This is a genomic window from Corynebacterium sp. LaCa78, assembly GCF_046717505.1.
In the GTDB taxonomy this organism is placed as follows: Bacteria; Actinomycetota; Actinomycetes; order Mycobacteriales; family Mycobacteriaceae; genus Corynebacterium.
Genome location: NZ_CP177112.1, coordinates 2245491 through 2268665 on the forward strand (window position 1 = coordinate 2245491; position 23175 = coordinate 2268665).

The 23175-nt window shown below is 56.8% G+C and carries 20 protein-coding genes, 1 tRNA gene and 2 pseudogenes; 15 read left to right on the plus strand and 8 right to left on the minus strand.

What is annotated here, in order from left to right; genetic code table 11:
* Positions 1–30 precede the first annotated feature (30 nt).
* From ACLI1O_RS10745 to ACLI1O_RS10775, 7 genes are all read left to right on the plus strand, one after another.
* Positions 31–837 (plus strand): NAD(P)-binding protein, encoded by an 807-nt coding sequence (locus tag ACLI1O_RS10745; RefSeq protein ID WP_239269262.1) that lies wholly within the window; start codon positions 31–33, stop codon positions 835–837.
* Complete coding sequence (locus tag ACLI1O_RS10750) at positions 837–1736, plus strand: oxygenase MpaB family protein (RefSeq protein ID WP_239269263.1); 900 nt, start codon at positions 837–839, stop codon at positions 1734–1736. Before ACLI1O_RS10745 ends, ACLI1O_RS10750 begins: the two co-directional genes overlap by 1 nt.
* A gap of 106 nt (positions 1737–1842) precedes the next feature.
* The gene (locus ACLI1O_RS10755) at positions 1843–4713 is read left to right on the plus strand and encodes a (Fe-S)-binding protein (protein ID WP_239269264.1); all 2871 of its coding nucleotides are present in this window, start codon (positions 1843–1845) and stop codon (positions 4711–4713) included.
* 34 nt (positions 4714–4747) lie between these two features.
* A complete protein-coding gene (locus ACLI1O_RS10760) occupies positions 4748–6055 on the plus strand; it encodes a cation:proton antiporter (RefSeq protein WP_411706851.1) in 1308 nt (435 codons plus the stop codon).
* Positions 6056–6130: 75 nt separating this feature from the next.
* On the plus strand, positions 6131–6781 hold the full coding sequence (locus tag ACLI1O_RS10765; protein WP_239275409.1) for a DUF1707 domain-containing protein: 651 nt from the start codon (positions 6131–6133) through the stop codon (positions 6779–6781).
* A gap of 55 nt (positions 6782–6836) precedes the next feature.
* Entirely contained in the window at positions 6837–8066 is a 1230-nt protein-coding gene (locus ACLI1O_RS10770) for a pyridoxal phosphate-dependent aminotransferase (protein WP_239275407.1), read from the plus strand.
* Positions 8067–8322: 256 nt separating this feature from the next.
* Entirely contained in the window at positions 8323–9450 is a 1128-nt protein-coding gene (locus tag ACLI1O_RS10775) for a YibE/F family protein (RefSeq protein ID WP_239269341.1), read from the plus strand.
* Here the strand turns inward: ACLI1O_RS10775 and ACLI1O_RS10780 are convergent.
* Together ACLI1O_RS10780 and dcd are read right to left on the minus strand one after the other, a co-directional pair.
* Positions 9447–10763: a UDP-glucose dehydrogenase family protein gene (locus ACLI1O_RS10780; RefSeq protein WP_411706853.1), complete on the minus strand. Its 1317-nt coding sequence runs from the start codon at positions 10761–10763 to the stop codon at positions 9447–9449. The two genes, ACLI1O_RS10775 and ACLI1O_RS10780, sit on opposite strands and share 4 nt — an antisense overlap.
* A 42-nt stretch (positions 10764–10805) precedes the next feature.
* A complete protein-coding gene (dcd, locus tag ACLI1O_RS10785) occupies positions 10806–11375 on the minus strand; it encodes a dCTP deaminase (RefSeq protein ID WP_023018083.1) in 570 nt (189 codons plus the stop codon).
* A gap of 63 nt (positions 11376–11438) precedes the next feature.
* Here dcd and ACLI1O_RS10790 point away from each other — a divergent pair.
* A tRNA-Gly gene (locus ACLI1O_RS10790) sits at positions 11439–11512 on the plus strand.
* 96 nt (positions 11513–11608) lie between these two features.
* Here the strand turns inward: ACLI1O_RS10790 and ACLI1O_RS10795 are convergent.
* Positions 11609–12333 (minus strand): annotated as a pseudogene (locus ACLI1O_RS10795) (integrase core domain-containing protein).
* Here ACLI1O_RS10795 and ACLI1O_RS10800 point away from each other — a divergent pair.
* From ACLI1O_RS10800 to ACLI1O_RS10815, 4 genes and pseudogenes are all read left to right on the plus strand, one after another.
* Positions 12302–12659: pseudogene (locus tag ACLI1O_RS10800) on the plus strand (transposase). The pseudogenes ACLI1O_RS10795 and ACLI1O_RS10800 sit on opposite strands and share 32 nt — an antisense overlap.
* A gap of 77 nt (positions 12660–12736) precedes the next feature.
* Positions 12737–13561, plus strand: a complete 825-nt coding sequence (locus ACLI1O_RS10805) for an IS3 family transposase (protein WP_349883461.1) — start codon at positions 12737–12739, stop codon at positions 13559–13561.
* A 172-nt stretch (positions 13562–13733) separates the two neighbouring features.
* Positions 13734–14096 carry a primase C-terminal domain-containing protein gene (locus ACLI1O_RS10810; RefSeq protein ID WP_023024206.1) on the plus strand — a complete coding sequence of 121 codons (363 nt, stop codon included), beginning with the start codon at positions 13734–13736 and terminating at the stop codon, positions 14094–14096.
* Positions 14097–14196: 100 nt separating this feature from the next.
* Entirely contained in the window at positions 14197–14310 is a 114-nt protein-coding gene (locus ACLI1O_RS10815) for a helix-turn-helix domain-containing protein (RefSeq protein WP_349819740.1), read from the plus strand.
* A 108-nt stretch (positions 14311–14418) separates the two neighbouring features.
* On the opposite strand, the gene ACLI1O_RS10820 is transcribed toward ACLI1O_RS10815, so the two are convergent.
* A protein-coding gene (locus ACLI1O_RS10820; RefSeq protein WP_411701846.1) for an IS3 family transposase occupies positions 14419–15656 on the minus strand; the annotation gives its coding sequence in 2 pieces (ribosomal slippage) (positions 14419–15329 and positions 15329–15656; 1239 coding nt in all).
* A gap of 251 nt (positions 15657–15907) precedes the next feature.
* On the opposite strand from ACLI1O_RS10820, the gene ACLI1O_RS10825 reads away from it, so the two are divergent.
* A complete protein-coding gene (locus tag ACLI1O_RS10825) occupies positions 15908–16588 on the plus strand; it encodes a hypothetical protein (RefSeq protein ID WP_023024208.1) in 681 nt (226 codons plus the stop codon).
* A gap of 590 nt (positions 16589–17178) precedes the next feature.
* Here ACLI1O_RS10825 and ACLI1O_RS10830 read toward each other — a convergent pair.
* From ACLI1O_RS10830 to ACLI1O_RS10845, 4 genes are all read right to left on the minus strand, one after another.
* On the minus strand, positions 17179–17628 hold the full coding sequence (locus ACLI1O_RS10830; RefSeq protein WP_023024210.1) for a hypothetical protein: 450 nt from the start codon (positions 17626–17628) through the stop codon (positions 17179–17181).
* Between the two features lie 363 nt (positions 17629–17991).
* Entirely contained in the window at positions 17992–18435 is a 444-nt protein-coding gene (locus ACLI1O_RS10835) for a hypothetical protein (protein WP_239269270.1), read from the minus strand.
* A gap of 1104 nt (positions 18436–19539) precedes the next feature.
* Positions 19540–21228, minus strand: coding sequence for a VanW family protein (locus ACLI1O_RS10840; RefSeq protein ID WP_239269271.1), 1689 nt, complete (start codon positions 21226–21228; stop codon positions 19540–19542).
* 34 nt (positions 21229–21262) lie between these two features.
* Positions 21263–22390, minus strand: a complete 1128-nt coding sequence (locus ACLI1O_RS10845) for a glycoside hydrolase family 3 N-terminal domain-containing protein (RefSeq protein WP_411706854.1) — start codon at positions 22388–22390, stop codon at positions 21263–21265.
* A gap of 58 nt (positions 22391–22448) precedes the next feature.
* Here ACLI1O_RS10845 and ACLI1O_RS10850 point away from each other — a divergent pair, with 58 nt between their 5' ends.
* Together ACLI1O_RS10850 and ACLI1O_RS10855 are read left to right on the plus strand one after the other, a co-directional pair.
* Complete coding sequence (locus tag ACLI1O_RS10850; RefSeq protein ID WP_239269273.1) at positions 22449–22955, plus strand: universal stress protein; 507 nt, start codon at positions 22449–22451, stop codon at positions 22953–22955.
* Between the two features lie 22 nt (positions 22956–22977).
* Positions 22978–23175: a DUF2613 domain-containing protein gene (locus ACLI1O_RS10855; RefSeq protein ID WP_023024221.1), complete on the plus strand. Its 198-nt coding sequence runs from the start codon at positions 22978–22980 to the stop codon at positions 23173–23175.

A 23175-nucleotide genomic window follows, 5' to 3' on the forward strand; every position in this document is an offset into this window, starting at 1 on the left:
AAGTGCCCTGTGAAACTCGAAAGGAACAGTATGTTCAAGCCATATCGCCGACCGACCGTCGCAGTCGTCGGTGCCGGAGTAGCCGGATGCGCCGCGGCTTCTGAATGCGCATTCTCTGGATTCGACACCGTTCTTTTTGAACAAGAACCACACATCGGCGGTCACTTCAATTCCGCTGATGCCACCGAGGTCTCCCGGAAGTACCACTTCCGCACCCCGTACCTCCGCCTCACGAAAACTGACGGCTCGCCAGCTTCTGTAGTACGCCACCTTGAAGAGGCTGTTGCTGCCAGTGGCGCCGAGTTCCGCGGTTCCACCGCCGTTACTGGTGCCGAATTCGACCGCGCAGAAGGCAAATGGGAAATCTCCTACCTCGGTGATTCCGGTCAGGAAACCCAAGCTTTCGATGTGTTGATTCGCGCCACCGGCGAGGAATCCCCGTGGATTTCCGTTCCGGGACGGTCAAAGGCCAGCGTCGATGACATGTACCTGCACCACGGTGTAGAGGTATTTGGGCTGCCTAATGCCCTCTTTGTTGACGGCCCTACCCCGCGCGACTCTTACCTCAAGCGTCGCCCACTGGCTGTCATCGAAGCCCGCGCCGATCACTGCCGCCGTTACGTCCGCCAGCTAGAGATTCGTGGACCAGGAGAACTAACCGTCAAGCACGATAAGTGGTTGGTTCAGCCCGGTACCGTACGCGGAATCCGCGAAGTGCTCGCAGGGTTCGATGCACCGGCCCACGATTTCAAGCGAGCATCCAACTACGCCCCTGAGTCCGCCTCGTCCGAACGCCAGAATCAACAAAAGTCCGCTACTGCCCTTAAGGAGGCATAATGACTACTCTGAGCAATCCTGAAAGCACTGTAAACGACAAGCACGCCCAACCTGCAGATAACAACACCGATAACCTGCCTGAGCTGGGTCCAGATTCCATCCTGTGGCAACGCTTTGGTGACTGGCGCTCCGCATTCGTCGCACTGTCTGCTGGTCTTTTGCAGATTGCCCAGCGTGACGTCAGCCGGTCCTTGGTGCAGCACTCGAACGTTTTCGATAACGAGGTTGCACGCTTGGTTCGCTCCGCCTTCCCGATCATCCGCACGATCTATGAAGGCCCTGAAGTTGGCGTCATGATTCGTGACTTCCACAAGGACATCAAGGGCACCCACCCAGATGGAAGCCGCTACCACCCGCTGAACCCGGATGTGTACTACTGGGCACACGCCACCTTCGCTGCAATGCCGTACCAGCTGGCCGGCAACTTCATGGATCCTCTGACCCCAGAGGAGCGCGAGCAGCTCTTCCAGGAGACCCGTACCTGGTACACCTTCTACGAGGTTGCAGAGCCCGACGATGCGCCAAAGACGTACGCTGAGTTTGAAGAGTACGTAGACAACATGATCGATACCCTCGATATCAGCGAAACCATCGAGCGCTCCCGCATCATCAACGGCCTTACCCTCGACACCCCAGATCCCAAGGTGCCCAACTGGCTGTGGAAGCCCATTGCACCTTACGCATCTCGTCTGCTGTTGTGGGTTGCTATCGGCATGATTCCGGACAAGCTGCGCAACAAGCTTGGCTGGGAGTGGACCAAGAAGGATGAGCGCAAGCTCAAGATCTTCTCCCGTGCCGTCCGTGGAGTCTTCTCCGTCCTCCCGCGTAAGGCACGTATGGTTCCTATCGCTACCCGCGCCTTTGAGAAGGCGGAAGCTGAAGGCGGCTTCCACTACTAAGGCCAATATCCCTTCACTCATAGTTACTGAATACTGACTCCCACGATGACGCCTTGAGGCTTTAAGGTAGATAACAACGTGGAGCATCAGTAGTGAAGGAGCACGAATGACAACCGTGTCCGGTTGGATTGCTATAGCCACATCGATTCCGGTGTGGCTATACTTTTTCGCCCGCATAGGCGCGCTCATTAAGTTCATCCGCTCGGGCGGACCAACCCAACTAGAGCGCACCAATAGCCCTCTAAAACGCCTCGGGCGCGTGCTGGTAGAGGTCTTCGGCCACACCCACTTCAAGGGAAAGCCATTGGTCAATGCCGCTCACTGGGCGGTCATGGTGGGCTTTTTATTCGGCATCCTGGTGTGGTTTGAGGCCTATATCCAAACCTTCGCCCCGGATAAAGGGTGGCCTGGCTTAAGCACCTGGCCGGTGTATCACTTTGTAGAAGAAATACTCGGCATCGGCACGTTGCTGGGCATCTGCTTCCTCATCGGAGTGCGCCTGAAACTAGGCGATACCGAGCGCGGCAGCCGCTTTTTCAACTCCCAAACGGCGGCGGCCCGGTGGGTAGAGGCCATTGTATTCATCGAGGGCCTCAGCATGCTCTTGGTCAAAGCTTCCAAGATCGCGGCCTTTGGTGGCGGTTCCGCAGTCGCGGATTTCTTGACCGTTCACTTAGCTAAGGCACTGCCTGAGTCCCCGGCACTGGTCAGCTTCTTCGCCTTGGTCAAGCTGCTATCCGGGCTCCTCTTCATCTTCTTTATTGCCCGCAATTTCCAGTGGGGTGTCATGTGGCACCGCTTCATGGCGTTTTTCAATATCTTTTTCCAGCGCAATACCTCTGGGGATAAGGCGCTTAAATCCCTGCCCACCCCGGACTTGGAAGAAGACATCACCCCTGGCAGCTGGAAGTTGCTGCTGGATTCAACCGCGTGCACTGAATGCGGCCGCTGCCAAGAGCTGTGCCCGGCTTGGAATACCGATAAGCCGCTCAGCCCCAAAAAGGTCATGATGGACTTGCGCCAAGGTGCGCTAGATAATTACAGCCCGCACGAGGGCCTCGATGTGCTCTCGATGGCTGGTGTCATCGACGATGACGTCCTGTGGTCCTGCACCAACTGCGGGGCCTGCGTGGATCAATGCCCCACTGATATCGAGCACATCGACCATATTGCAGACCTGCGCCGCTTCAAGGTCTTGGCGGAATCCGATTTCCCCTCAGAGCTCACCGGCCTATTTAAGAACATGGAAACCAAGGGCAACCCCTGGGGCCGCAATAATTCCGAGCGCCGCGCTTGGATTGATGAGGCGCGTGCCGATGGCATCGAGGTACCCATCATTGGCGAGGACGCCGCGGATTTCTCCGATATGGAATACCTCCTCTGGGTCGGCTGCGCCGGTGCCTATGATGACAATGGTCGCCGCACCACCCGCGCCGTCGTGGATCTTCTCCACACCGCCGGCGTGAAATTCGGTGTGCTTTCTACCGGCGAGACCTGCACCGGCGATCCCGCTCGCCGCGCCGGCAATGAGTTCTTGTTCCAAATGATGGCGCAACAAAACGTGGAAACCCTCAACAACGCTTTTGAGGGCGTGCCGGAAGGCCAGCGGAAAATCATCACGACCTGCCCGCACTGCTTTAATACCATCCGCAATGAGTACCCGGACTTCGACGGGCATTTCGATGTCTTCCACCACACGCAGCTACTCAACCGACTAGTACGCGAGAAGCTGCTGCAGCCGGTTCCGCGCACCCCAGAAAACCGCAAGCCCATCACCTATCACGATCCGTGCTTCTTGGGCCGGCACAATAAGGTCTTCGATCCCCCGCGCGAGCTTCTCGAGGCCACCGGCGTAGAACTGCGCGAGATGGACAAGTCCCGCAATGAGGCCTTTTGCTGCGGCGCCGGCGGCGCGCGCATGTTCATGGAAGAAAAGTTGGGTTCTCGCATCAATGAGTTCCGCACGGAGCAGGCACTAGAGACCGGCGCCGAGGAAATCGCCACTGGCTGCCCATTCTGCAATGTCATGATGACCGGCGGCGTGAAGTCTTTGGCCGCCGAGTCCACCCCCACCACCCAGGTCAACGACGTGGCCACCATGCTGCGCAATTCCATTTCCCTGGATGACAAGGGCACCCTTCCAGAGCCTCTCCCCAAGGCGTTCTTGGCCACCCCAGTGCGCCACCGTGCGGCCTCAGCTACCACCACCGCTGAATCCCCCAAGGCACCCACGCCTGCCGATGCCCCCTCCTCCAGCAATACCCCCACCGCTGCCACTCCACCTGCTACACCCTCCGCGCCTTCTGCTCCTTCGGCATCGGCAGCTCCAGCCGCGCCTTCGGCACCGGCGGCCCCCAAGGCTCCTTCGGCACCCAACGCACCCAGCTCACCGAGCGCGCCGCAATCCACTAATGCACCGTCGGCGCCTACTCCACCTTCTGCACCGAGTGCCCCCTCCGCGCCCAGCGCGCCAGCCCCACCGGGTGCTCCCACGCCGCCAAAGGCTCCTAAGGCCCCTGCGGCTCCGGGTTCTTCTTCGGCACCTAGCGTCCCGGCGGCGCCGAAGGCTCCGGCAGCACCAAGTGCCCCGGCAGCTCCAGGTGCCCCGACTCCGCCGGCTGCTCCAAATGCGAAAGCACCCGCGGCACCCCAACCGCCTAGGGCCCCGCAGCCACCCGCTGCATCGCAAGCACCAGCTGCGCCGGAACCACCTGCAGCTCCACAACCGCCAAAGGATCCGCAAGCTGCCAAGGCACCACAGGCTCCGGCAGCGCCAAAGCCACCGCAGGCTGACAAAAAACCCGAGGCAGCTGCGCCGCCAGCCCCGCCGGCTCCACCGGCATCGTCCGCGCCGTCCGCGCCATCCACTCCGCCTGCACCACCGGCGCCATCGGCAAGCGCAGAGCCTCCCAAGGCCCCCAAGCCACCGGAACCGCCGAAGCCACCCACGCCGCCGAAGGACACGAATACCGAGTAGGCATGTGCAGGGATGAGTGCGTACGCTGTGATCCATGCATTTAGATGTGGGATGGGCTGCGGATACTGTTGTTCTCGCAGCGGGTGCGACGGAAAACACCACTAGCCTCGTTTCCTTTGCCTGGATCATGTTAGCGGCGCTGTTGGCGCCCATAGTGTCGTTCATGTTGGGCAACCGGCTGCCGGCCGTTGCCCTTTTGATCATCTTTGGCATGGTCATCGGCCCATCGCTTTTGGATGTCGCGCATGAGGATGCCGGCATCAGCATGCTGAAAGAGCTGGGCGTTGGTGCGCTCTTCTTGCTCGCCGGTTTTGAAATCGAGATTTCTACGCTCAAGACCAAAGAGGCGGGAACCGCGCTGTCCACCTGGCTTATCTGCCTCGTGGCTTGCGGCATCGGTGCGTACTTCTTGGTCGATAACGTCCCAGGTGCCATCGTGGTGGCGCCGGCGCTGACGTCCACGGCACTGGGAACGCTGCAACCCATGTTGAAGCAGGACCGTGTGCTCGAGACCAAAGTGGGCAAATCGGTCATGATTCACGGCGCTATTGGTGAGGTCGCCCCCATTACCGCGATGGCGCTGCTGCTGAGCACGCGCTCCACGTGGACCACGCTGCTAATTATGCTTGCGTTCATCGGCATCTCCGTGGCCGTCGCCATCATGCCGGCGGCCATTGCCACGACGATTCCGTGGGTTAAAGCGGCGTTTATCTCCGGTGCGGGGTCTACCAACCAGACCATTCTGCGCCTTATCATCCTGATCCTTGCCACCCTCATGGCCGTCACGGCGGTCTTTGAGCTCGACATCGTGCTGGGCGCCTTCGCCGCCGGCATCATCTTGAACCGCATCATTCCGGATGAATTCCATCGACGGCTAGAACACCGCCTCGATGTGGTCTTTCACTCCATGCTCATCCCGGTCTTCTTCGTGGTCTCCGGCATGACGATTAACTGGGATACCATCGCTAATAACCCGGGGAAGGTACTGGGCATCCCGGCGCTTATTCTCGTCACCCGCGGCCTGCCGGTATTCCTGCGCGAAAATGTGGGCCACACCGGCTCCGAAATTGAAACGGTGCGCGAACGCCTCCAGGTCAGCCTGTACACGGCGACCGGCCTGCCGATCATCGTAGCCGTGACGTCGCTGGCCGTTAATTCGGAATTGATGAAGCAAGAAACCGCATCCATCTTCGTCGCCGGTGGCGCATTGACCGTTGCCATCTTCCCGTTCTTGGCCAACCTGGTGGGAAGGAAGAACTCCAAGACGGTTGATGAATCCGATCCAAAGAAAAAATCGGATTCTAACGAGGACGACAAAGAAGATGAGTCGCAAGAGCTCTAGCCTGTGTACCCCGCACTAGAAGCTATGCCCTGCCACCGTGGCAGGGCATATTCTTTTTGAATCAGGTTGTCTATTATGGTGGCTGTGACTAATAGCTACGGATCCTCCCCCTATGACCGGACACTGCGTCTATCTGATTCAGAGCGCAACGATGCCCTGACGGATCTAGCCCGCGCAGTGGGCGAAGGCCGCTTATCTATGACCGAGTTTGAGGAGCGCTCCGATAGCGTCATGCAGGCCGTCACCCACAAGGACTTGGCGCCAATTTTCAGTGATATCCCTGCGACCGGATCGCAAGAGGCAAAAATCTACTCCCAGGGCGATGTGGAGCGCGCCTTTAATGCCGCGAAAAAGCCCCGCATCGCTACCGCGCTGACCAGCTCGGTGGTTCTGCTCGCGGCATCGCCTACTCTTGTCATGCTCAGCGCCACCATGAATAGCCCCTGGTTGCTAGCGGGCGGTGCCGTAGCCGCAGCGCTCATTCCCATCGTGTGGATCCTCTTGTACGTGGCCAAGGTGGGCCCGCAATCGTGGCATGCCCCCTCGGTGCGGCAGATTGAGCGCCAACAACAGCGCGAAATCCGTGCACTGACGGCACACGAGCGGGCGCACCAAAAAGAATTAGAGAAGAAAATGTGGGCCGAGCGCCGCCAGCAGGCCGGTGAAATTACTGGTCAAGCTATGGAAATGGCGAAGAAGCAAATCAGCAAGTGGAATAAAAAATAGCACTGAGTTGCGCTGCAATCCTTCTTAGCGCTGTGAAAGATGGCACAATATGGCCATGACTTCTCCCACACCCCGCATCTTTGACCAGTCCGAAAAATTAAAGGGCATCGCTTACGATATTCGCGGTGAGGTCTCAGCGGAAGCGGAGAGAATGGAGCTGGACGGCCACACCATCCTCAAGCTCAATACCGGCAACCCCGCCGTCTTTGGCTTCGATGCACCCGATGTCATCATGCGCGATATGATCAGCGCCTTGCCCACCTCCCAGGGCTATTCCACCTCTAAAGGCATTACCTCGGCCCGGAGGTCCATCGTCACGCGCTATGAGCTCGAGGACTTCCCGCATTTTGATATCAACGATGTCTTCTTGGGCAATGGCGTATCAGAACTTATCACCATGACCACCCAGGCGCTGCTCAATAATGGCGATGAGATCCTTATCCCGGCGCCCGATTACCCACTGTGGACGGCGGCAACCTCGCTGGCCGGTGGCACCCCGGTGCACTACCTGTGCGATGAGGAAGACGAGTGGAACCCGTCCATCGAGGATATTAGGTCCAAGGTCACCGAAAAGACCAAGGCCATTGTGGTCATCAACCCCAATAACCCAACGGGTGCGGTGTATTCGCGCGAGGTCCTGCAGCAGATCGTGGACATCGCCAGGGAGCACAACCTGCTGATTTTGGCCGATGAGATTTATGACCGCATCCTTTATGACGATGCGAAGCATATCTCCATCGCCTCGCTGGCCCCCGATCTTTTGACCTTTACCTTTAATGGCCTATCCAAGGCCTACCGCGTCTGTGGTTACCGCGCAGGCTGGATGGTTATTACGGGCCCGAAGCATAATGCGCACGGGCTTATCGAGGGCCTCGAATTGCTGGCAGGTACCCGCCTGTGCCCGAATGTCCCCGCCCAACACGCCATCCAGGTGGCGCTGGGCGGGCGCCAATCCATCTACGAGCTCACCGGGGCTGGGGGACGATTGCTGCGCCAGCGCGATATCGCCTACGACAAGATCAATGAGATTCCGGGTGTTTCCGCGGTAAAGCCCAAGGGCGCGCTGTACCTCTTCCCGCGCCTGGATCCCAATGTCTATGAGATTCACGATGATTCCAAACTCATGTTGGACATCCTCAAGGCGGAAAAGATCCTCATGGTCCAAGGCACCGGCTTCAACTGGCCGCACCCGGATCACTTCCGCGTGGTCACGCTGCCTTGGGCCTCCCAATTAGAAAACGCCATCGAACGCTTGGGCAATTTCTTAGTAAGCTACCGCCAATAGCACCCCAGCAGACGATTGGTAATTGCAGTAATAATCGTTGACAATACATCGTATGGGACGACATTCCTCGGTTTCTAATTCGACGACGGGCGCCGCTTCGCGGCATCGGCAAGCGCAGGGTCGATCGGAGTCCAGCGGGCACGCGCAGGGCCGGTCGAGGTTACAACGCCTAAAGCCACGTCAGTTGGCGCACTCGGTATCCGGTCACCCGTGGCGCATTGGGCTAGTAACCGCCATCGGTGCGGCCCTTATCGCCATGCTGGTCGGCCTCGTCCTGCTCTGGCCCACTAGTGCTGCCTCTGAGCATACCTCGGAGGAGTTCGAGTCCACCTACGCGTTGAACCACCCGCAGGTGGAAGGCACCGTGGAGAAGACCGATCATTCGGCGTGCCAATCGGAGCAGACCGGCTTGGCCTTTGATACCCCGCCGCTTATTCCGGAAAAGGAAGAAGTGGACTGTGACCGGGCGCTGGTGAAGATCACCTCCGGCGAGGACGAGGGAAAGATGACCCAATTGGTCACCTACGGCAACGCGGGCGACCCAGAATTGCAGCCGGGCGATGACATCGTGCTATCCAAGGCCACCGATCCTGCCGGGGCAGTATCGTATGCCTTTGCCGATTATCAGCGCAGCCATAGCCTCCTGCTCTGGGGAGTGGTCATCGCGATCGTCATCATTGCTTTCGCGGCGTGGCATGGGGTGCGCGCGATCATCGGCTTGGGGTTGAGCCTTGGTATCGTCTTCAGCTTCCTCATCCCAGCGCTCATTGCGGGCACCAATCCCCTGTGGGTGGCCCTCGCCGCCTGTACCGCCATCATTCTCCTTGCCGTGCCGCTTGTCCACGGCGTGAATTGGAAATCCGCTTCTGCGGTCGGCGGTTCACTGACGGCGCTCGCCATCGCCGCGTTTTTGGCTTGGGCGGCCATCGATAGTTCGCAGCTGCAAGGCTTTAGCTCCGAAGATAACCTCAAGCTGCTGCTATATATGCCCAATGTCTCCATCCTGGGCGTGCTGCTGTGCGGTTTCGTCGTGGGTGCGTTGGGCAGCCTTGCCGATGTCGCCATCGCCCAAGCCTCCACCATCACCGAGCTGCATGAATCCGACCCCGCTGCCACACCGCTAGAGCTTTTCTTATCCGCCATGAGGGTCGGCCGCGACCACATTGCCTCGATGGTCTATACCCTCATTTTGACCTATACCGGCGCCGCATTACCCCTGCTCCTGCTCATCACCGCCGCTGAACGCCCCGCGGGGCAAATACTTAGCAGCGATCTCGTCGCCACCGAACTCCTGCGCTCCGGCGTCGGCGCCATGGCACTGACCCTCGCAGTCCCAATTACCACGCTGATTGCCGCGTTTACGGTCCCGTCACGCCGCCGTTAAAGCGTGCGCCCCAGCGCCTGTATCTTCCAGCCGGCGTTGGACCAGGCCGCAACGTCCAGCACATTGCGGCCATCGATAATGCGCTTATTATCTACCAGCTCGCCGGCCTCGTTCGGGTCCAGTTCCTTAAACTGCTCCCACTCGGTAGCCAGGATGACAAGTTCCGCCTCCCGCAAGGCGGTTTCCGTGTCGGCGGCATAGTCCAAGGTGGGAAAAACCTTCTTGGCGTTTTCCATGCCCTCTGGGTCATAGACGGTGACCGCCGCACCCGCCAAGGACAAGGATCCAGCCACCGAGAGCGCCGGCGAATCCCGCACATCATCCGAGTTCGGCTTAAAGGCACAGCCCAGCACGGTGACGCGGTGGCCCAATAGCGAGCCATTGAAGGCTTCTTTAGACATATCCACCATGCGGTCGCGCCGGCGCATATTAATCGCATCCACCTCGCGCAGGAAGGTCAGCGCTTGATCAGCGCCGAGCTCACCGGCGCGCGCCATAAAGGCGCGGATATCCTTGGGCAGGCATCCACCGCCAAAGCCCAGGCCCGCGCCGAGAAACTTGCGACCAATGCGCTTGTCTATGCCAATGGCATCCGCCAACGCCACCACGTCCGCCCCCGCGATCTCACAAATCTCGGAAACTGCATTGATGAAAGAAATCTTGGTCGCCAAAAAAGCGTTGGCGGATACTTTTACCAGCTCCGCGGTCTGCAGATCGGTCGCGATGAAGGGCGTGTCCTTCGCTAGCGGCTGCGCGTAGATCTCGCGGGCAAGCTCTTCCGCGCGGGATTCTGATTCGCGGGTGCCAATGACAATGCGGTCCGGGGTAATGGTGTCGTGCACCGCATAACCTTCGCGCAAAAATTCTGGATTCCACGCGATTTCCATGCGAGTTCCCTCGGGCGCTAAACCGTCCGCAAGTTCTTGGAGTTCCGCCGCCGTACCTACCGGAACGGTGGATTTGCCAAAGATGACGTGCTCCCCGCGCAGCTTGGGCACCAAGTCCGTGATAACGGCCTTAACGTAGGTCATATCCGCTGCATAAGAACCGCGGCGCTGCGGGGTTCCCACGCCGAGAAAGTGCACGTTGGCAAACTGCGCGGCCTCGTCATAATCCGTGCTAAACCCTAAGCGCCCAGCATCAATATTGCGCTCGAGCACCTCCGGCAGCCCCGGCTCAAAAAAGGGAACCTTGCCCGATTGCAAGACGGAGATTTTATCCTCGTCTACATCGACGCCTAATACTTCATGCCCCAATTCCGCCATGCAGGCGGCGTGGGTAGCACCCAGGTAACCGGTGCCAATAACAGTCATCCGCATAAAACCTCATCCTAGAGATTTTATGTAAATACCAGATTAATCCCTGCGGAAGTTCAGGTAAGACTTTGATGGCGTTGGGCCGCGCTGACCTTGATATTTCGATCCCAAGGCACCCGTGCCATAGGGGCTTTCCGCCGGCGAGGTCATCTTAAAGATGGCCAGCTGGCCCACTTTCATCCCCGGCCATAGCGCAATGGGCAGGTTCGCGGTATTGGAAAGCTCCAGGGTGATATGCCCGGAAAAGCCGGGATCGATAAAGCCCGCGGTGGAGTGGGTTAAAAGGCCCAGCCGTCCCAGCGAGGATTTACCCTCCAAACGCCCGGCAAGGTCAGCCGGGAGGGTGAATTTCTCCAACGTGGCACCAAGAACAAACTCGCCGGGGTGAAGAATAAAGGATTGATCCTCTTCTACTTCCACCAAGGTGGTAAGCTCCGGCATCTCCTCTTTGGGGTCAATGTGCGTATAGCGGGAGTTATTGAATACGCGGAAGTACTTATCCAAGCGCACGTCAACGGAAGAAGGCTGGATAAGCTCACTATCAAAGGGCTCGATGCCCAGCTCTCCGGAATCAATGGCGGAACGAATATCACGATCTGAAAGAAGCACGGACCCGATTCTACTCAATCGCCTACCCAAGGTGTATAGTAGGGAAAGCGCATTTAGCGCAGCGCCGACGTAGTTTAATGGTAGAACTGCAGCTTCCCAAGCTGCTGGCGCGGGTTCGATTCCCGTCGTCGGCTCCACTGTCATGAGTCGCGACATGCTTGACGGGTGAGTCGCGACATCGTTGACAAACCGGCATCTCAGTTTCTTTTTGTTCTGGGATGCCGGTTTTGTTGTTATTTGGGGTCTAGGGGTGGGTCTCCTTGTTTCCAGTAGGGCTTTTGGTAGTTGCGGCTGGTGTCGATGTAGTGTTCGGTGATGACTTCGCCGGTTTCGGCTAGTGATGTGATGACGTGGTTGTCGGCGATGACCATGAGGATTTTCTTTCTCTTCCATTTGCGGCCGATGCCTAGGTGGAAGAGTTTGCCGGCGTAGCGCACGGTGGTTTTGCCGTTGTCCCAGACGACGTCGTTTCTTGTGCGCCATTCTTGTGTCGGGTTGTGGGCTGGGTTGGCTTTGGTGCCGGTGGTGTAGGCCTGGTGTGGGGTGCGTCGGCCTAGGGCTTTGTGGGGGCGTGTGGTGTTGTAGTAGTCGCGGAATTCATTGAGGAGTGTCTGCAGTTCAGCGACGGCTTTAGCGGGTGGTCGGGCGTTGATCGATTTTTGAGTGTTTGGTGGAAGCGCTCGATTTTTCCTTGAGTTTGGGGATGGCCTGGACGACCATTTTTCTGTTGGATGCGGTGGTGGTTGAGGGTTTTCTCGAATGCGTTGCGGCCTCCTTTTCGACCTGTGAGTCGTGCCGTAAAGACCAGTCCGTTGTCGGTGAGTGTGGATGCGGGTGGCCCGTAGGTGTCGATGAGGTGTTGGAGCGTTTCTGCGACTGCAGTGCCTGTAAACGCGTGCTGTGAAGTGTCCCAGGTTTTGTTCCGTTTGAGTAGATGGGAAAATCTGGAACATGCCAAGAAAATTTGACCAGGATGCCAAGGACCGCGTCGTTCGCTTGGTGGAGGATCGCATCCTGGCAGAAAACATGTCGATGCACCCCGCGTGCCAGGCAGTAGCTCCAAAGTTGGGGGTTTCATGGCACACGGCTCGTCAATGGACCCAGCAGGCCCGCCGTTCGGGAAACATCCCAGAACCTGTGTGTGAAGATTTGGCCGCCGAAAACGCGAGGCTGCGCCGTGAAAATCACCAGCTACGCGACACTAATGAGCTGCTGAAGGCTGCCTCAGCTTTTTCGCCTCATGACTCGACCCGAAACGTCGGAAATGATCCGGTTCATCGATGAATACCGGAATTATTTCTCTGTCGAGTTCATTTGTAAGACGTTGAAAAATAACCGGGCTGGTGGGTTTATCACCCCGCGTGGTTATCGCCAGTCCAAAGCCCGAGGGGTTAAGTGCTCGTCGCCTTCGTGATGCTGTTCTAGTTGAACGCATTAGTGCTGTTCATCGGGATAATTACGGTGCTTACGGTGTGCGGAAAATGTGGCATGCGCTTCGCCGTGAAGGAATCGATATCGGGCGTGAACAAACCGCCCGACTGATGCGCCTGGCCGGTGTTTCTGGCAAAGGCACAGGCGGATCACCAATCACAACCCGAAAAGCTAACGTGCCTGATCTGCGCCCGGACTTGGTTGAGCGTGAGTTCAAAGCTCAGGGCCCGAACAAGCTGTGGGTGGCCGACATTACGTATGTGCGCACGAAGAAAGGCTTTGTCTACGCCGCGTTTGTCACCGACGTCTACTCCCGACGGATCGTCGGGTGGGCGTTATCAGATTCAATGCGGACCGAAGCACTGCCACTGCAAGCTCTTAACCAGGCGATCGTGTGTGCTGAGGAAACAACAGGTCTCATTCACCATTCGGATCACGGCTCACAGTATGTCAGCGTGGTCTACAACGAGCGACTTGCCCAGCACGGCATTATCGCTTCCACCGGGACTGTTGGTGATTCCTATGACAATGCTCTGGCTGAAAACGTTAATGGTTCCTACAAGAACGAGTTGATTCATACCCGCAGGTGGGATGATGTTGTCGAGGTAGAAATCGCGACGTTCGAGTGGGTGTCATGGTGGAACGAGACAAGGCTCCACCAAAGCTTGGGATACCGAACCCCGGTCGAGGTCGAAACCGAGTTTTGGAAGCAGAACCCGCCACAGGCAATAATAGAAATCAAGGCAAATGCCTAGGAACAAAACCCGGGGCACTTCAGGCCGCTCAGAACGACCACGGCACCTTATGGGGAGAACACGACCTCACCTACAGCCTCCATTAACTAGCGCAAGCCCCTTGATAGCCTGGGAGCACTGCCCCCTCTAGAACGACCCTCGACCACGGGAAAGCTCCGGTTTTGGACGCAATGTGGATATCTTCGACCGTACTCGCCGCTGGGCCTTTAGGGCGAACAAACGCAATTGGACAGACGGCATCAACGTCTGGGTTGAAGTTGTCCACGCACACGCCATCGCCGCCAACCTCAACCTAGAAAAAGAACACCGCGACCCCCTCCCCGAAAAAGAAATCCACCGCCTCGCCCCCAGCATCGCCCACTGGGTATGGACACGATTCAATCCCGAACAATTGTCCGCCATCCGAGCAGCACGCGGAAAATCAGGCGAAAAACGGTCCCAACAACGCAACGAAACAGCAAGTGAGGTACCGAATGGTCAAGCCAGATGCACCCCGAAGGCTAGGCGTACGATCTCCAAGGCTCACCGCACGTGAAGCTGCCCTAAAAATCGGTCGTCCTCCCCACACCATTCGCCGCTAGACATCGGAACTTCGTAAGGCGTTTATCGGACGTGCGCACGAAAAACGCGATAAAATCCGGGTGCTCCACAACCAAGGGCTATCTATGCGTGCGATCGCTAAAGGAGTCGGCTGCTCTGTCGGGACCGTGCATCGTTATGTGCACATGAAAGACCAGGCGCGTGCATGATCCACATCCTGGCCTCCGTCTATGCAATAGGCACGTGCAGCTCACCTTGCTAAGCAAGCATGACTCACTACCGGGCCCGAACCCCGGAAAGTGGACACGGGGATTTAATCAAGATGCGATAGTAAGTGTAGCTGATCCGGCGGCTTCGAAGGCGTTCGGCGAGCGATAGCCGCACCACGAGTGCAAGCGCTTGGTGTTGTAGTGCGTGCACCACCGGAACACGTCCCGACGACATACGATCTGACTTGGGAAAACGGACTCGTCCTGGAGGACTTCCCGTTTCAGCGTGGCGTTGAACGACTCCGCCAACGAGTTGTCCGCGCTCGTCCCGATTGCTCCCATCGACTGGGTGACACCGAATCGTTCACACAGCTTCCGGTATTGCCCAGAGGTATAGACGCTGCCATGATCGGAGTGAAAAATCGCCCCGTCAAGGTTGCCTCGGACCCCGTGGGCCATCGTGAGAGCTTCTTCGACCAACTCCGTGCGCATGTGGTCGGCGATCGCGAAACCGGTCAACTGCCGCGAATAGCAGTCGATGACGGTGGCCAGGTACATATTCGACCCGTCCGCGATCGGCAGGTACGTGATATCGCCGACGTAGATGGTGTTCGGTTTCTCCGCGGTGAACCGGCGTTTCAGCAGGTCGGGCAACTTCGGAGCCCGTTTCGCAGACACGGTGGTCTTCACCCGGCGTTTTTTGGTGTAGCCGAACAGGCCCATCTGGCGCATCAACCTGGCGGTGCGCTTGTGATTGAAAAGGTCGTCGTTGGCTGGATCGGAATTGATGGCCGCCGTCACGCGTTTCGCCCCGTAACAACCGTTCTCGGCCGTGAACACGGCCTTGATCCTCGCTCCCAGCACCGCGTCGTCAAGGACGCGTCGCCGGCGGGCAGGAGCAGCTGATTTCCATTTGTAATACGAGGACCGGTTGATCTTCAAAACCTCACATAACCGCTTGACCTCGTAGAGGCCTCGGTTGTCATCAACGAACCGGAAGCGGTTCACCAGTTCGTCTCTTCCGCGAAATATTTGGCCGCCTTGCGGAGAATCTCTCGTTCCTCCCGGAGCTTGGCGTTTTCGCGTTCCAGCACGCGGATGCGTTCGGCGTCGGAGAGTCCTTCAGCAGGCGTGCGTGCGCTGTTGGCTGCGGCAATGGGGCTGGCGACTTTTTCACCGTTGGCGTTGGTTTTGGTGCCGGTGCCGAAGGCGTCGAGCCAGGTGCGCAGGGAGTTGCGGTTGACCCCGAGATCGGAGGCGATCGCGTTGAGCGTTGCTCCGGGGGTCGACTCGTACAACGAGACTGCGTCGCGCTTGAACTGCTCAGTGTAGGTCTTGCGTGGCATGGTGGAAAGGTACCTCACTTCCCCAGCGAGATGCTGGTTTCAAGGTGTCCACCATCTGGGGGTCAGGTCCACCTAAGCACCTAGGTTTTCAGTAGAGACACCCTCCGCGCATGTCACGCCCGCAGAAATGTAACAAATTAGAAACAATCCTATGAAAACTATTGAACTTAATGTAAAATGTAAAGACATTTTACTTTCTAAATATACGAAGGACATTTCATGAAAAAAGTTGTTCATTAATTCTCTCTAGCATGCTTGCAATTTCCTCAATTATCTCTCCCCCTGCAATTACAGAAGAGCAAGAGGTGGAAAGCTTGGATAACCCTATCGATGGGTCTATCGAGCGGGAGTATAGGAACGTGTTTCTTCAGAATGGAATCACCGACAAGTCAATTCAAGATCGCCTAATTGGGAAAATTGAGAATGGTGAATTAATTGACGCAGATAATCCAGAATCGGAACCTATACGCAGTGAAGAAACTGAGGAGTACGGTCGAGTAACGAAGAAGAATATATACCAGGATGGTTCCGTTAGTACGGTAGAAATGGGACCTAGTAGGTACGCTACTAGAGGAACCGGGATTTCCAATTGCCGAAGCTACGATCATTTGAACTGGGTTCGACACGATAACTGCCGAGTTGTGTACAACGGCATCGCTTTCTCGTACTCATTCTATGCAGATTATTCAACGGCAAAGAGTGGGAAAGTAAACGCTACGATTAGGAATATGCATAGCCCGATAATTCATAGAGCCATTGGCCACACTACAAGTTCGCCCTCCCTTGAAATAACCCAACAATGGCAGAACCGAAATATATCTCCAGCCTCAGCTAGAATGTCTTTCCAGGCAACTGCAGTGAAGGTTTTATGGACAACGACGCTATCTCTAACCCTTGAGGTTTCCGGAGGCCGCGCTCAAGCGTTATCTTGATGCAACTATGATGGTATATGATATTATATTTTCTATATTTGCCGTAGCATTACTAGTGGCCTTGACACTATTCCTGATAAAAGCGGTGTCCTTTATAAAAGGGGTACGGCAAGACATAAAAGACATAAAAGGAGAAGTTACTGGCAAGGGGAATTCTTCCAATAAATTCCAGGATTTAGATATTGAGTGATAACTGTATTTCACAGGTAATATAGTTACCGCTCCTAGTGGTGAACGTTCAAGACCTGCACCACTGTTGAGTCGGAGTTTTAGGTGTTGAACTTTACTGTCTGCGTGCTAGTGCTCGCGTCACCTTTTCTCCTGCCCTCATGCATACCGGGAATCAGCCGACGATTAAAGGCAGGAGTCTCCGATGTGCTGACTCCAGACGGTGTGGTGCTTCACGCTTCGTTGTCTTTCGCCCAATTTACTAGCTCTCTGGTGCGATTTTAGCCCCCTCCGGCCACCAACCGCTGCCCACACAGTGTCGAGCAGTCCTTTAGCTTCGTAGATCGCATCCAAGTGCCCACCAAACAGGGGTCAAGCACGATAGAGAGTTATAATGATACTTCTCCACCCGGTGACAGGTTCTATTGAATAATGCAGTTTGACGATTCTTTTCCGCTTTCGCTCATCCAGATTAATCGAGTACGACTAGGAAAAGTTGAGGGAAAATCATCTTCGGCATCTAGCTCTAGCTTTGCAGCAATTTGCATTACTGGGTCTTTTTTATCATCTTCCTCTTTTTCTGGTACCTCAACGATGGTCGTGAAAATGAAAACGGAGTAATTTTCTTTCTCTGAGTCCGACAACTCTTCTCCAAATCCGACAATTTCATCAATAAGGAGACTAAATATCGGCTCGGTCTGGCCTAAGAGGTAAGCTTGTTCGGATGCTAAAAGAACCTTATGAGACTGTCTTACACGTTCTACTGCTTCCTGATATTTCTCTTTCGCTTTGGGCAGAGATTCGAATGGACAGACGAATTTCGTTATATAGCACCAAATGTGGACGCTTGGATTTAAACTTTTATTTAGCATATATTTCTATATTATCTTGGAGTCCAGTTAGTGCTATAAGCACCGTTTTGCCTGTATTGGCCAATTGTCTTACAGTGTCTCTTAGCATGATTGTCACCGAATCTGGAAACGAAGTTATTTGCTTCTTTTTCAGCCTTTTCTGGATCATTTTTATGGTTTCCGATGACGAAACCAACAACTGGGTTACCTGTTGTATTCTGATGGACTTGGCACTTCACCGTATACATCCCTCTATTATTCTTAGTCCGTGGGTCGTCTGGACCCAGCCCATATGCTAGGGGAGCTAAACAACTCAGTGCGACTAGAATGGATAAGATTCCAGCGTGATTTTTACAACTCTTTTCATAGTTCAGCAGCCCTCAGTTAGCAAAGGAAAACGCCATCGATTCGGCCTGTGGCAACGCCAATATTAGTACGTGTCCCTGGTTGAATTGATTTGCATTGAGTGTCGAGCCCGAAGGCTAGCACCACTTTTACTCGTTGTGGGTCGCTTCCTCCACAATTGTTATAAACTTGGACGAATCCCTTTTCTGCTCGCGCTACAATGCAATTTGGTGCTGGAACAGCAGCCATAGTTGTTAGGGTAGCTTCGGTACTGCGAACTTCGGACCCTGCGAAGAGAACTTCGGCAACTTCACCTTTGGCAAATCTTGCGCTTTGACCCGGTTCTAGTTCGGCAACTTTTAATTGGTTGGTTGATAGATTGAAAGTGGGCGTTTCGGTAGCAGTTGCAGTCGCAGTGGTAGCTGTAGAAGTAGCAATGAAGCCCGCGGTGATTATCGCTACTTTCCTAAGAAATAAAGACATTATTCTCCAACCCTGATAGCTTACTTTTCCAGAAACTTATTCGATCGCCTGAGAGCCGTCAAGAGGTTGTTCAGATTTAAATCTTAGCCAACCATTATTAGGGGCGTGCGCATTCCAAGAGTGCTGATGCATTACTGAGGTTGAGTCGTTGCTGCCATTCTGCATAAGACCAGGTTGCTGAAGCGTAAACGGACCGCCTCAGCGTAAAGTTTCTCAGGTATCGTTCCGTTTCAGTAGATGGGGAAATCTGGAACATGCCAAGGAAATTTGATCAGGATGCCAAGGAACGTCCGGTCCGTCTCGTGGAAGATCGCATCTCGGCGGAAAATACGTCGATGCACCCCGCGTGCCAGGCAGCAGCCCCAAAGTTGGGGTTTCATGGCATACGGCCCGTCTTTGGACTTAACCCTGCCCGCAGTGCCGGGGACATACCAGAGTCCAAACCTGAAGATTTGGCTGCCGAAAACGCAATGCTAGACCGTGTAAATCACCAGCTACACGAAACTAATGAACTTCTGAAGGCTGCCCGAGTTTTTCGCGTCATAACTCGACCCAAAATGTGGGAAATGATCCGATTCATCGATAACTATCGAGATCTTTTCCTAGTCGAATGCATGTGCACCGGCGTTATAAAATAACCGGGCTGGTCAATCGTTTTTATTGTCTCGCATGATTATCGCCAATCCACAGGCCACAACCCGAGGACTTTAGCGATCCTTACCGTCGCGACTGCGTGCAAGTTGAACACAGGAGTACTCTTCACCGTGATAACGACGGCCTCTTTGGCGCCGGCTAACATCCTAATCAAACCCCGAACTTCATACCGAGCCGGAGGCATAAACGTCTACACCACTACACGGGACTTGACCGTCCATATTAACGCAGTGCCCACGGTGGCACCGGTGAAAGATGAGCATGATGTGGTTGTCCCCCACGAAAAACATGACCTTCAACCCCCTGCGAGGCAAGACGGATGACTAACGAGTCTGGCTCCCGCAGCATGGCACTACACCCGCTGCGGGAGCCTTTGTCGTACTCACGCTGGGTTGTGCGCGCTGCATGGCCGCCGAGATTGGGCCAGCGGCAACGCACTTTGCTTACTGGCTAACCACACCGCACGATGGGTTGTGGATCGTAGACCGTGGTCTTGGTCTCGCGGGAAAGCTCCTTGCCGCTGAGATCCTTGATGATGCGGGTATCGGACGTCGTAAAGCCCGGGGCACCGGATGATGGCGAACAGTCGCTGCCTGGCACGGACCTCGGTTGTGGCTCGGTCTTGGCCCAACGGCCGTTATTGATGGATTCCACCTCTACCGTCTTGGTGCCTTTCAAGCGGACGGTGATCTCACCGCCGCCAAAATTAGTCTCGATCTGCACTGGGGTATTGAAAGTATTGGTAAATTGCAGGTCAATGGCGCCCTCGTACACGGTAGCCTCGCGGCCGGCCGGGTAGCGGGAAATGTAGTACGAGTGCGGGGTGTGCGCGGTATCCTGCATGCCCGCGAAGTACGCGGCGTTATACAGCGTGGTGGCGAACTGGGAGATGCCACCGCCCACGGCGGTACCGGAATGGCCGTCGATGATGATGCCGGATTCCACATAGCCCTGCGCGGTGCCGCGGGGGCCGGTATAGCCGTTGAGGGAGAAGGTCTCACCTGGGTTCACCACGGCACCGTTGACCTCTTGGGCCACCAGCTGAATATTGCGCCCGGAGGCAGAAGAGAATCCACCGGTGGAGAACTCGCCCACGGTATCGTTAAACGTCGCGTTTTCGGCGTCCTCGGTGGTGAACTCGGCTGGGTCTGGCTTGTAGGTTGCGTCCCACTCGCGGTCATCGCCAGTCACACGCTTATCAAAGCCCTCCATGGTCGGCTTCCAGTCAATAATCTCGCCGTCCTGGGAGGGCGTGACCTGCTTGGAGCCACCAGCGAATTTCACTTTGGCGTTCACGCCAGGCACATCGGCGCCATCGGTGCGCTCTTGCAGCAATTGCTGCGCGCGGTTGCTATCAACCACTAGGTGCAGCCGACCATCCTTTTTCTCAATGCTGGTGAACTGGGAAATCTCCGGCTTATTCAGCGTTGCGGTGACGTTATTTTTCGCCTTCAAGGTCAGCGGATTATCCAGGGCCTTGGCGGCGTCACCGGTACGCATCTTTTCAATGGCCTCGTCATTAATGGCCGGCTCAATTTCTTCCGGCTCCACCTGCACGCCAGCCTTATCGAGCCAATTCGCTGCCACCGCATCGTGCAATTCGGTGCCTTCTACGGTCTGCCCCAACGTGGGATCGGTGACCTTGAGCTGACCATCATTAAGCTCCAGCATGCCATCGACCGGATCGGTAGAAAGCTCGTCTTTGACGCGGTCAAGGGTGGGCTGCAGCTTGCCATCATCCACATCGGTTTCAACCGGGATGTCTTCTGTAGAGCGAAAGAAACTAACCAACCGGGTAATGGGGTTGAGGGAAGGCTCCTCGATGCCATCGACGGCGGCCTGGTTATCCAGCGCCAGGCCGGATTCGGCAGGGGTAAATTCGGACTGCAGATCTCCTGCGGTCACGGTCACGGGCTGGGTCTCAACGCCCTTGAGCTCGTCCTCGAGCTTGGCCACGGCGGCGGTGCGCTCCATGGCGGAGATATCCACGCCGCCAACGGAGACGCTGCGCGGGATCTTGTCCTGGTTTGCTATGACATCCCAGGCATAAGCGATGCCCGCAATGAGGACGAAGCCAACGATCACGCCAAGCGTGATAAGCCAGCCCTTTGCACCGTTTTTTCCTTCTGCCTTCTTCACGCCTTAAAGGTTAACGGGTAAAGGGGCGTTTTTCCTAGTCGCTGTCCCCATCGTGTACGTGGCGGGCGGCATCGCCGAGGCGCTCAGAGGCCAGCCTGCCCTCATCCACGGCGCCCACGACGGCATCGATCACCGCATTAATATCGGCCTCGGTGGACCACAGGGGCATGTCGGCGCCGGCGGCGAGGGAGGTAATCACGGCATCGGCAAGCGGCAGCGAATCCGAAATCGCCGCCATGCCGCCAATGTCATCGGTATAGATGGTGCCGTCATACTGTAAGGTCTCGCGGGCAAGGCCGTAAGCTTCCGGCAGGATGGAGGCAGGAGTCTGGCCATCGCCCAGGCCCGGGACCGCGAGGTGGCCCATCATCAGCGCCGCATTCGGTGCTGCGGACATGGCATTCCGAAAGGGAATGAACTCATGGTTCTCAAGCTCTTCTAGCGGCGGGGTAATGGCCTCCGCCAGGTGGGTATCGCCCGAGGCACGGCCGTGGCCCGGGAAGTGCTTGAATACGGCCTTAACCCCGGCGGCATCCAGCCCGCGGGCGAAGGCGGCGCCGTATTCGCCGGCCTGCGCGGGGTCGGTGGAAAAGGCGCGGTCGCCCACAACCTCGAGGCCATCGCCATCGACATCGAGCACCGGCGCGAAGTCCACGTTGATGCCGTAGTCCATGAGCCGCTTGCCGATGTCCCCCGCCAGCTGTTCCACCTGCTCCGGCGAGTTGTCCGCCGCCATCTGCTGCGCGGAGGGGTATTCGCCCAAGATTTCAGAAAAACGCTGCACGCGCCCGCCCTCAAAATCGATGGCGACCTCGAAATCGCGGCCTAGTTCCGCGCGCAGGGCGTTAATATTGCGGCCCTCTTCTTCTAGCAAACCAGGATCCGCCCAGCTGGGGATGAAGATGCCTCCCACCCCGGCCTCCAGCTTGGCCTTGGCGTCCTCATAGCTGGTTGCCGGCGGCATGAGCACCGAAGCTGCGGTGGCGCGAATATCCTCCGGCGCCGGCGCTGGTGCCGCCTCGGTGGCGGGCGCGAAGGTATCGGGTGATGAGGACGCGGGAGCGGCAGATTCGTGCGACTTGTCCTCGTCCGAGGCGGAATTAGAGCAGGCGCTCAGCACCGCCACGAGGCCCAAACTGACAATGATGCGGGAATATGTCATGCCTTCCAGTGTGCAGGATTCCTCGCGAACTGTCCTAGGCGGTGGGTAGACTAGTGACATGAGTAACGGCAAAACAATGTTAATTGCCTATGATGGCACCGAACGCGCCGACCGCGCCCTGGAGTACGCCGCCCAGCTTTTGCGCCCCTCCACGGTGGAAATCCTCACCGCGTGGGAGCCGGTGGCCCGCCAAACCGCGCGCGCCGTCAGCCGCACAGGCATGCACCAGTCCACCGTGTCCCCCGATAGCGTGGAAGACGATCCGGCTTACGAAGAAGCGCTGAAGATCTGCCGCCAGGGCACCCAATTGGCCGAAAGCCTTGGTTTGGCCGGCCGCGCGCATCTCGTGGAATCCGCCACCACCATCTCTTCGGCCATCGTGGATGCCGCGCACGAGCTCGACGTGGATGTCATCGTCACCGGCACCCGCGCGCTCACCGGCTTTCGCGCCTGGTGGACCAACTCCACGGCGGACCAGATCGTGCGCAACGCGGGCCTGCCCGTCTTTATCGTCCCGCAAGAAAACGACGAAGACGCGGATGACGACGATCCGGAATACTTCTAAGTAGCTGCTAATATCTTTAGCCATGGCTCTGGAATCCGATTCTTTAAACAAGCGCACCCTCGGCCCCGCCGTGGGTAGCGCTGTTGTGGGCATCGCCCTGGGCATTATCACCATCATCGGCATCGCCCAGTTCTCCGGCAGCGATACCGTGCCGGAAGGCAATGCGGTCTCCGCCGATGATGCGGTGCTGGGCGGGCCTGAATACGGTTCCCGCAATTAG

What these genes read in the sequence shown, in the direction of transcription:
- ACLI1O_RS10745 (WP_239269262.1), top strand. Translation starts at nt 31, where the DNA reads ATGTTCAAGCCATATCGCCGACCGACCGTCGCAGTCGTCGGTGCCGGA.
- ACLI1O_RS10750 (WP_239269263.1), top strand. Translation starts at nt 837, where the DNA reads ATGACTACTCTGAGCAATCCTGAAAGCACTGTAAACGACAAGCACGCC.
- ACLI1O_RS10755 (WP_239269264.1), top strand. Translation starts at nt 1,843, where the DNA reads ATGACAACCGTGTCCGGTTGGATTGCTATAGCCACATCGATTCCGGTG.
- ACLI1O_RS10760 (WP_411706851.1), top strand. Translation starts at nt 4,748, where the DNA reads ATGCATTTAGATGTGGGATGGGCTGCGGATACTGTTGTTCTCGCAGCG.
- ACLI1O_RS10765 (WP_239275409.1), top strand. Translation starts at nt 6,131, where the DNA reads ATGGTGGCTGTGACTAATAGCTACGGATCCTCCCCCTATGACCGGACA.
- ACLI1O_RS10770 (WP_239275407.1), top strand. Translation starts at nt 6,837, where the DNA reads ATGACTTCTCCCACACCCCGCATCTTTGACCAGTCCGAAAAATTAAAG.
- ACLI1O_RS10775 (WP_239269341.1), top strand. Translation starts at nt 8,323, where the DNA reads ATGCTGGTCGGCCTCGTCCTGCTCTGGCCCACTAGTGCTGCCTCTGAG.
- ACLI1O_RS10780 (WP_411706853.1), bottom strand. Translation starts at nt 10,763, where the DNA reads ATGACTGTTATTGGCACCGGTTACCTGGGTGCTACCCACGCCGCCTGC.
- ACLI1O_RS10825 (WP_023024208.1), top strand. Translation starts at nt 15,908, where the DNA reads ATGCTTGCAATTTCCTCAATTATCTCTCCCCCTGCAATTACAGAAGAG.
- ACLI1O_RS10830 (WP_023024210.1), bottom strand. Translation starts at nt 17,628, where the DNA reads ATGCTAAATAAAAGTTTAAATCCAAGCGTCCACATTTGGTGCTATATA.
- ACLI1O_RS10835 (WP_239269270.1), bottom strand. Translation starts at nt 18,435, where the DNA reads ATGTCTTTATTTCTTAGGAAAGTAGCGATAATCACCGCGGGCTTCATT.
- ACLI1O_RS10845 (WP_411706854.1), bottom strand. Translation starts at nt 22,390, where the DNA reads ATGACATATTCCCGCATCATTGTCAGTTTGGGCCTCGTGGCGGTGCTG.
- ACLI1O_RS10850 (WP_239269273.1), top strand. Translation starts at nt 22,449, where the DNA reads ATGAGTAACGGCAAAACAATGTTAATTGCCTATGATGGCACCGAACGC.
- ACLI1O_RS10855 (WP_023024221.1), top strand. Translation starts at nt 22,978, where the DNA reads ATGGCTCTGGAATCCGATTCTTTAAACAAGCGCACCCTCGGCCCCGCC.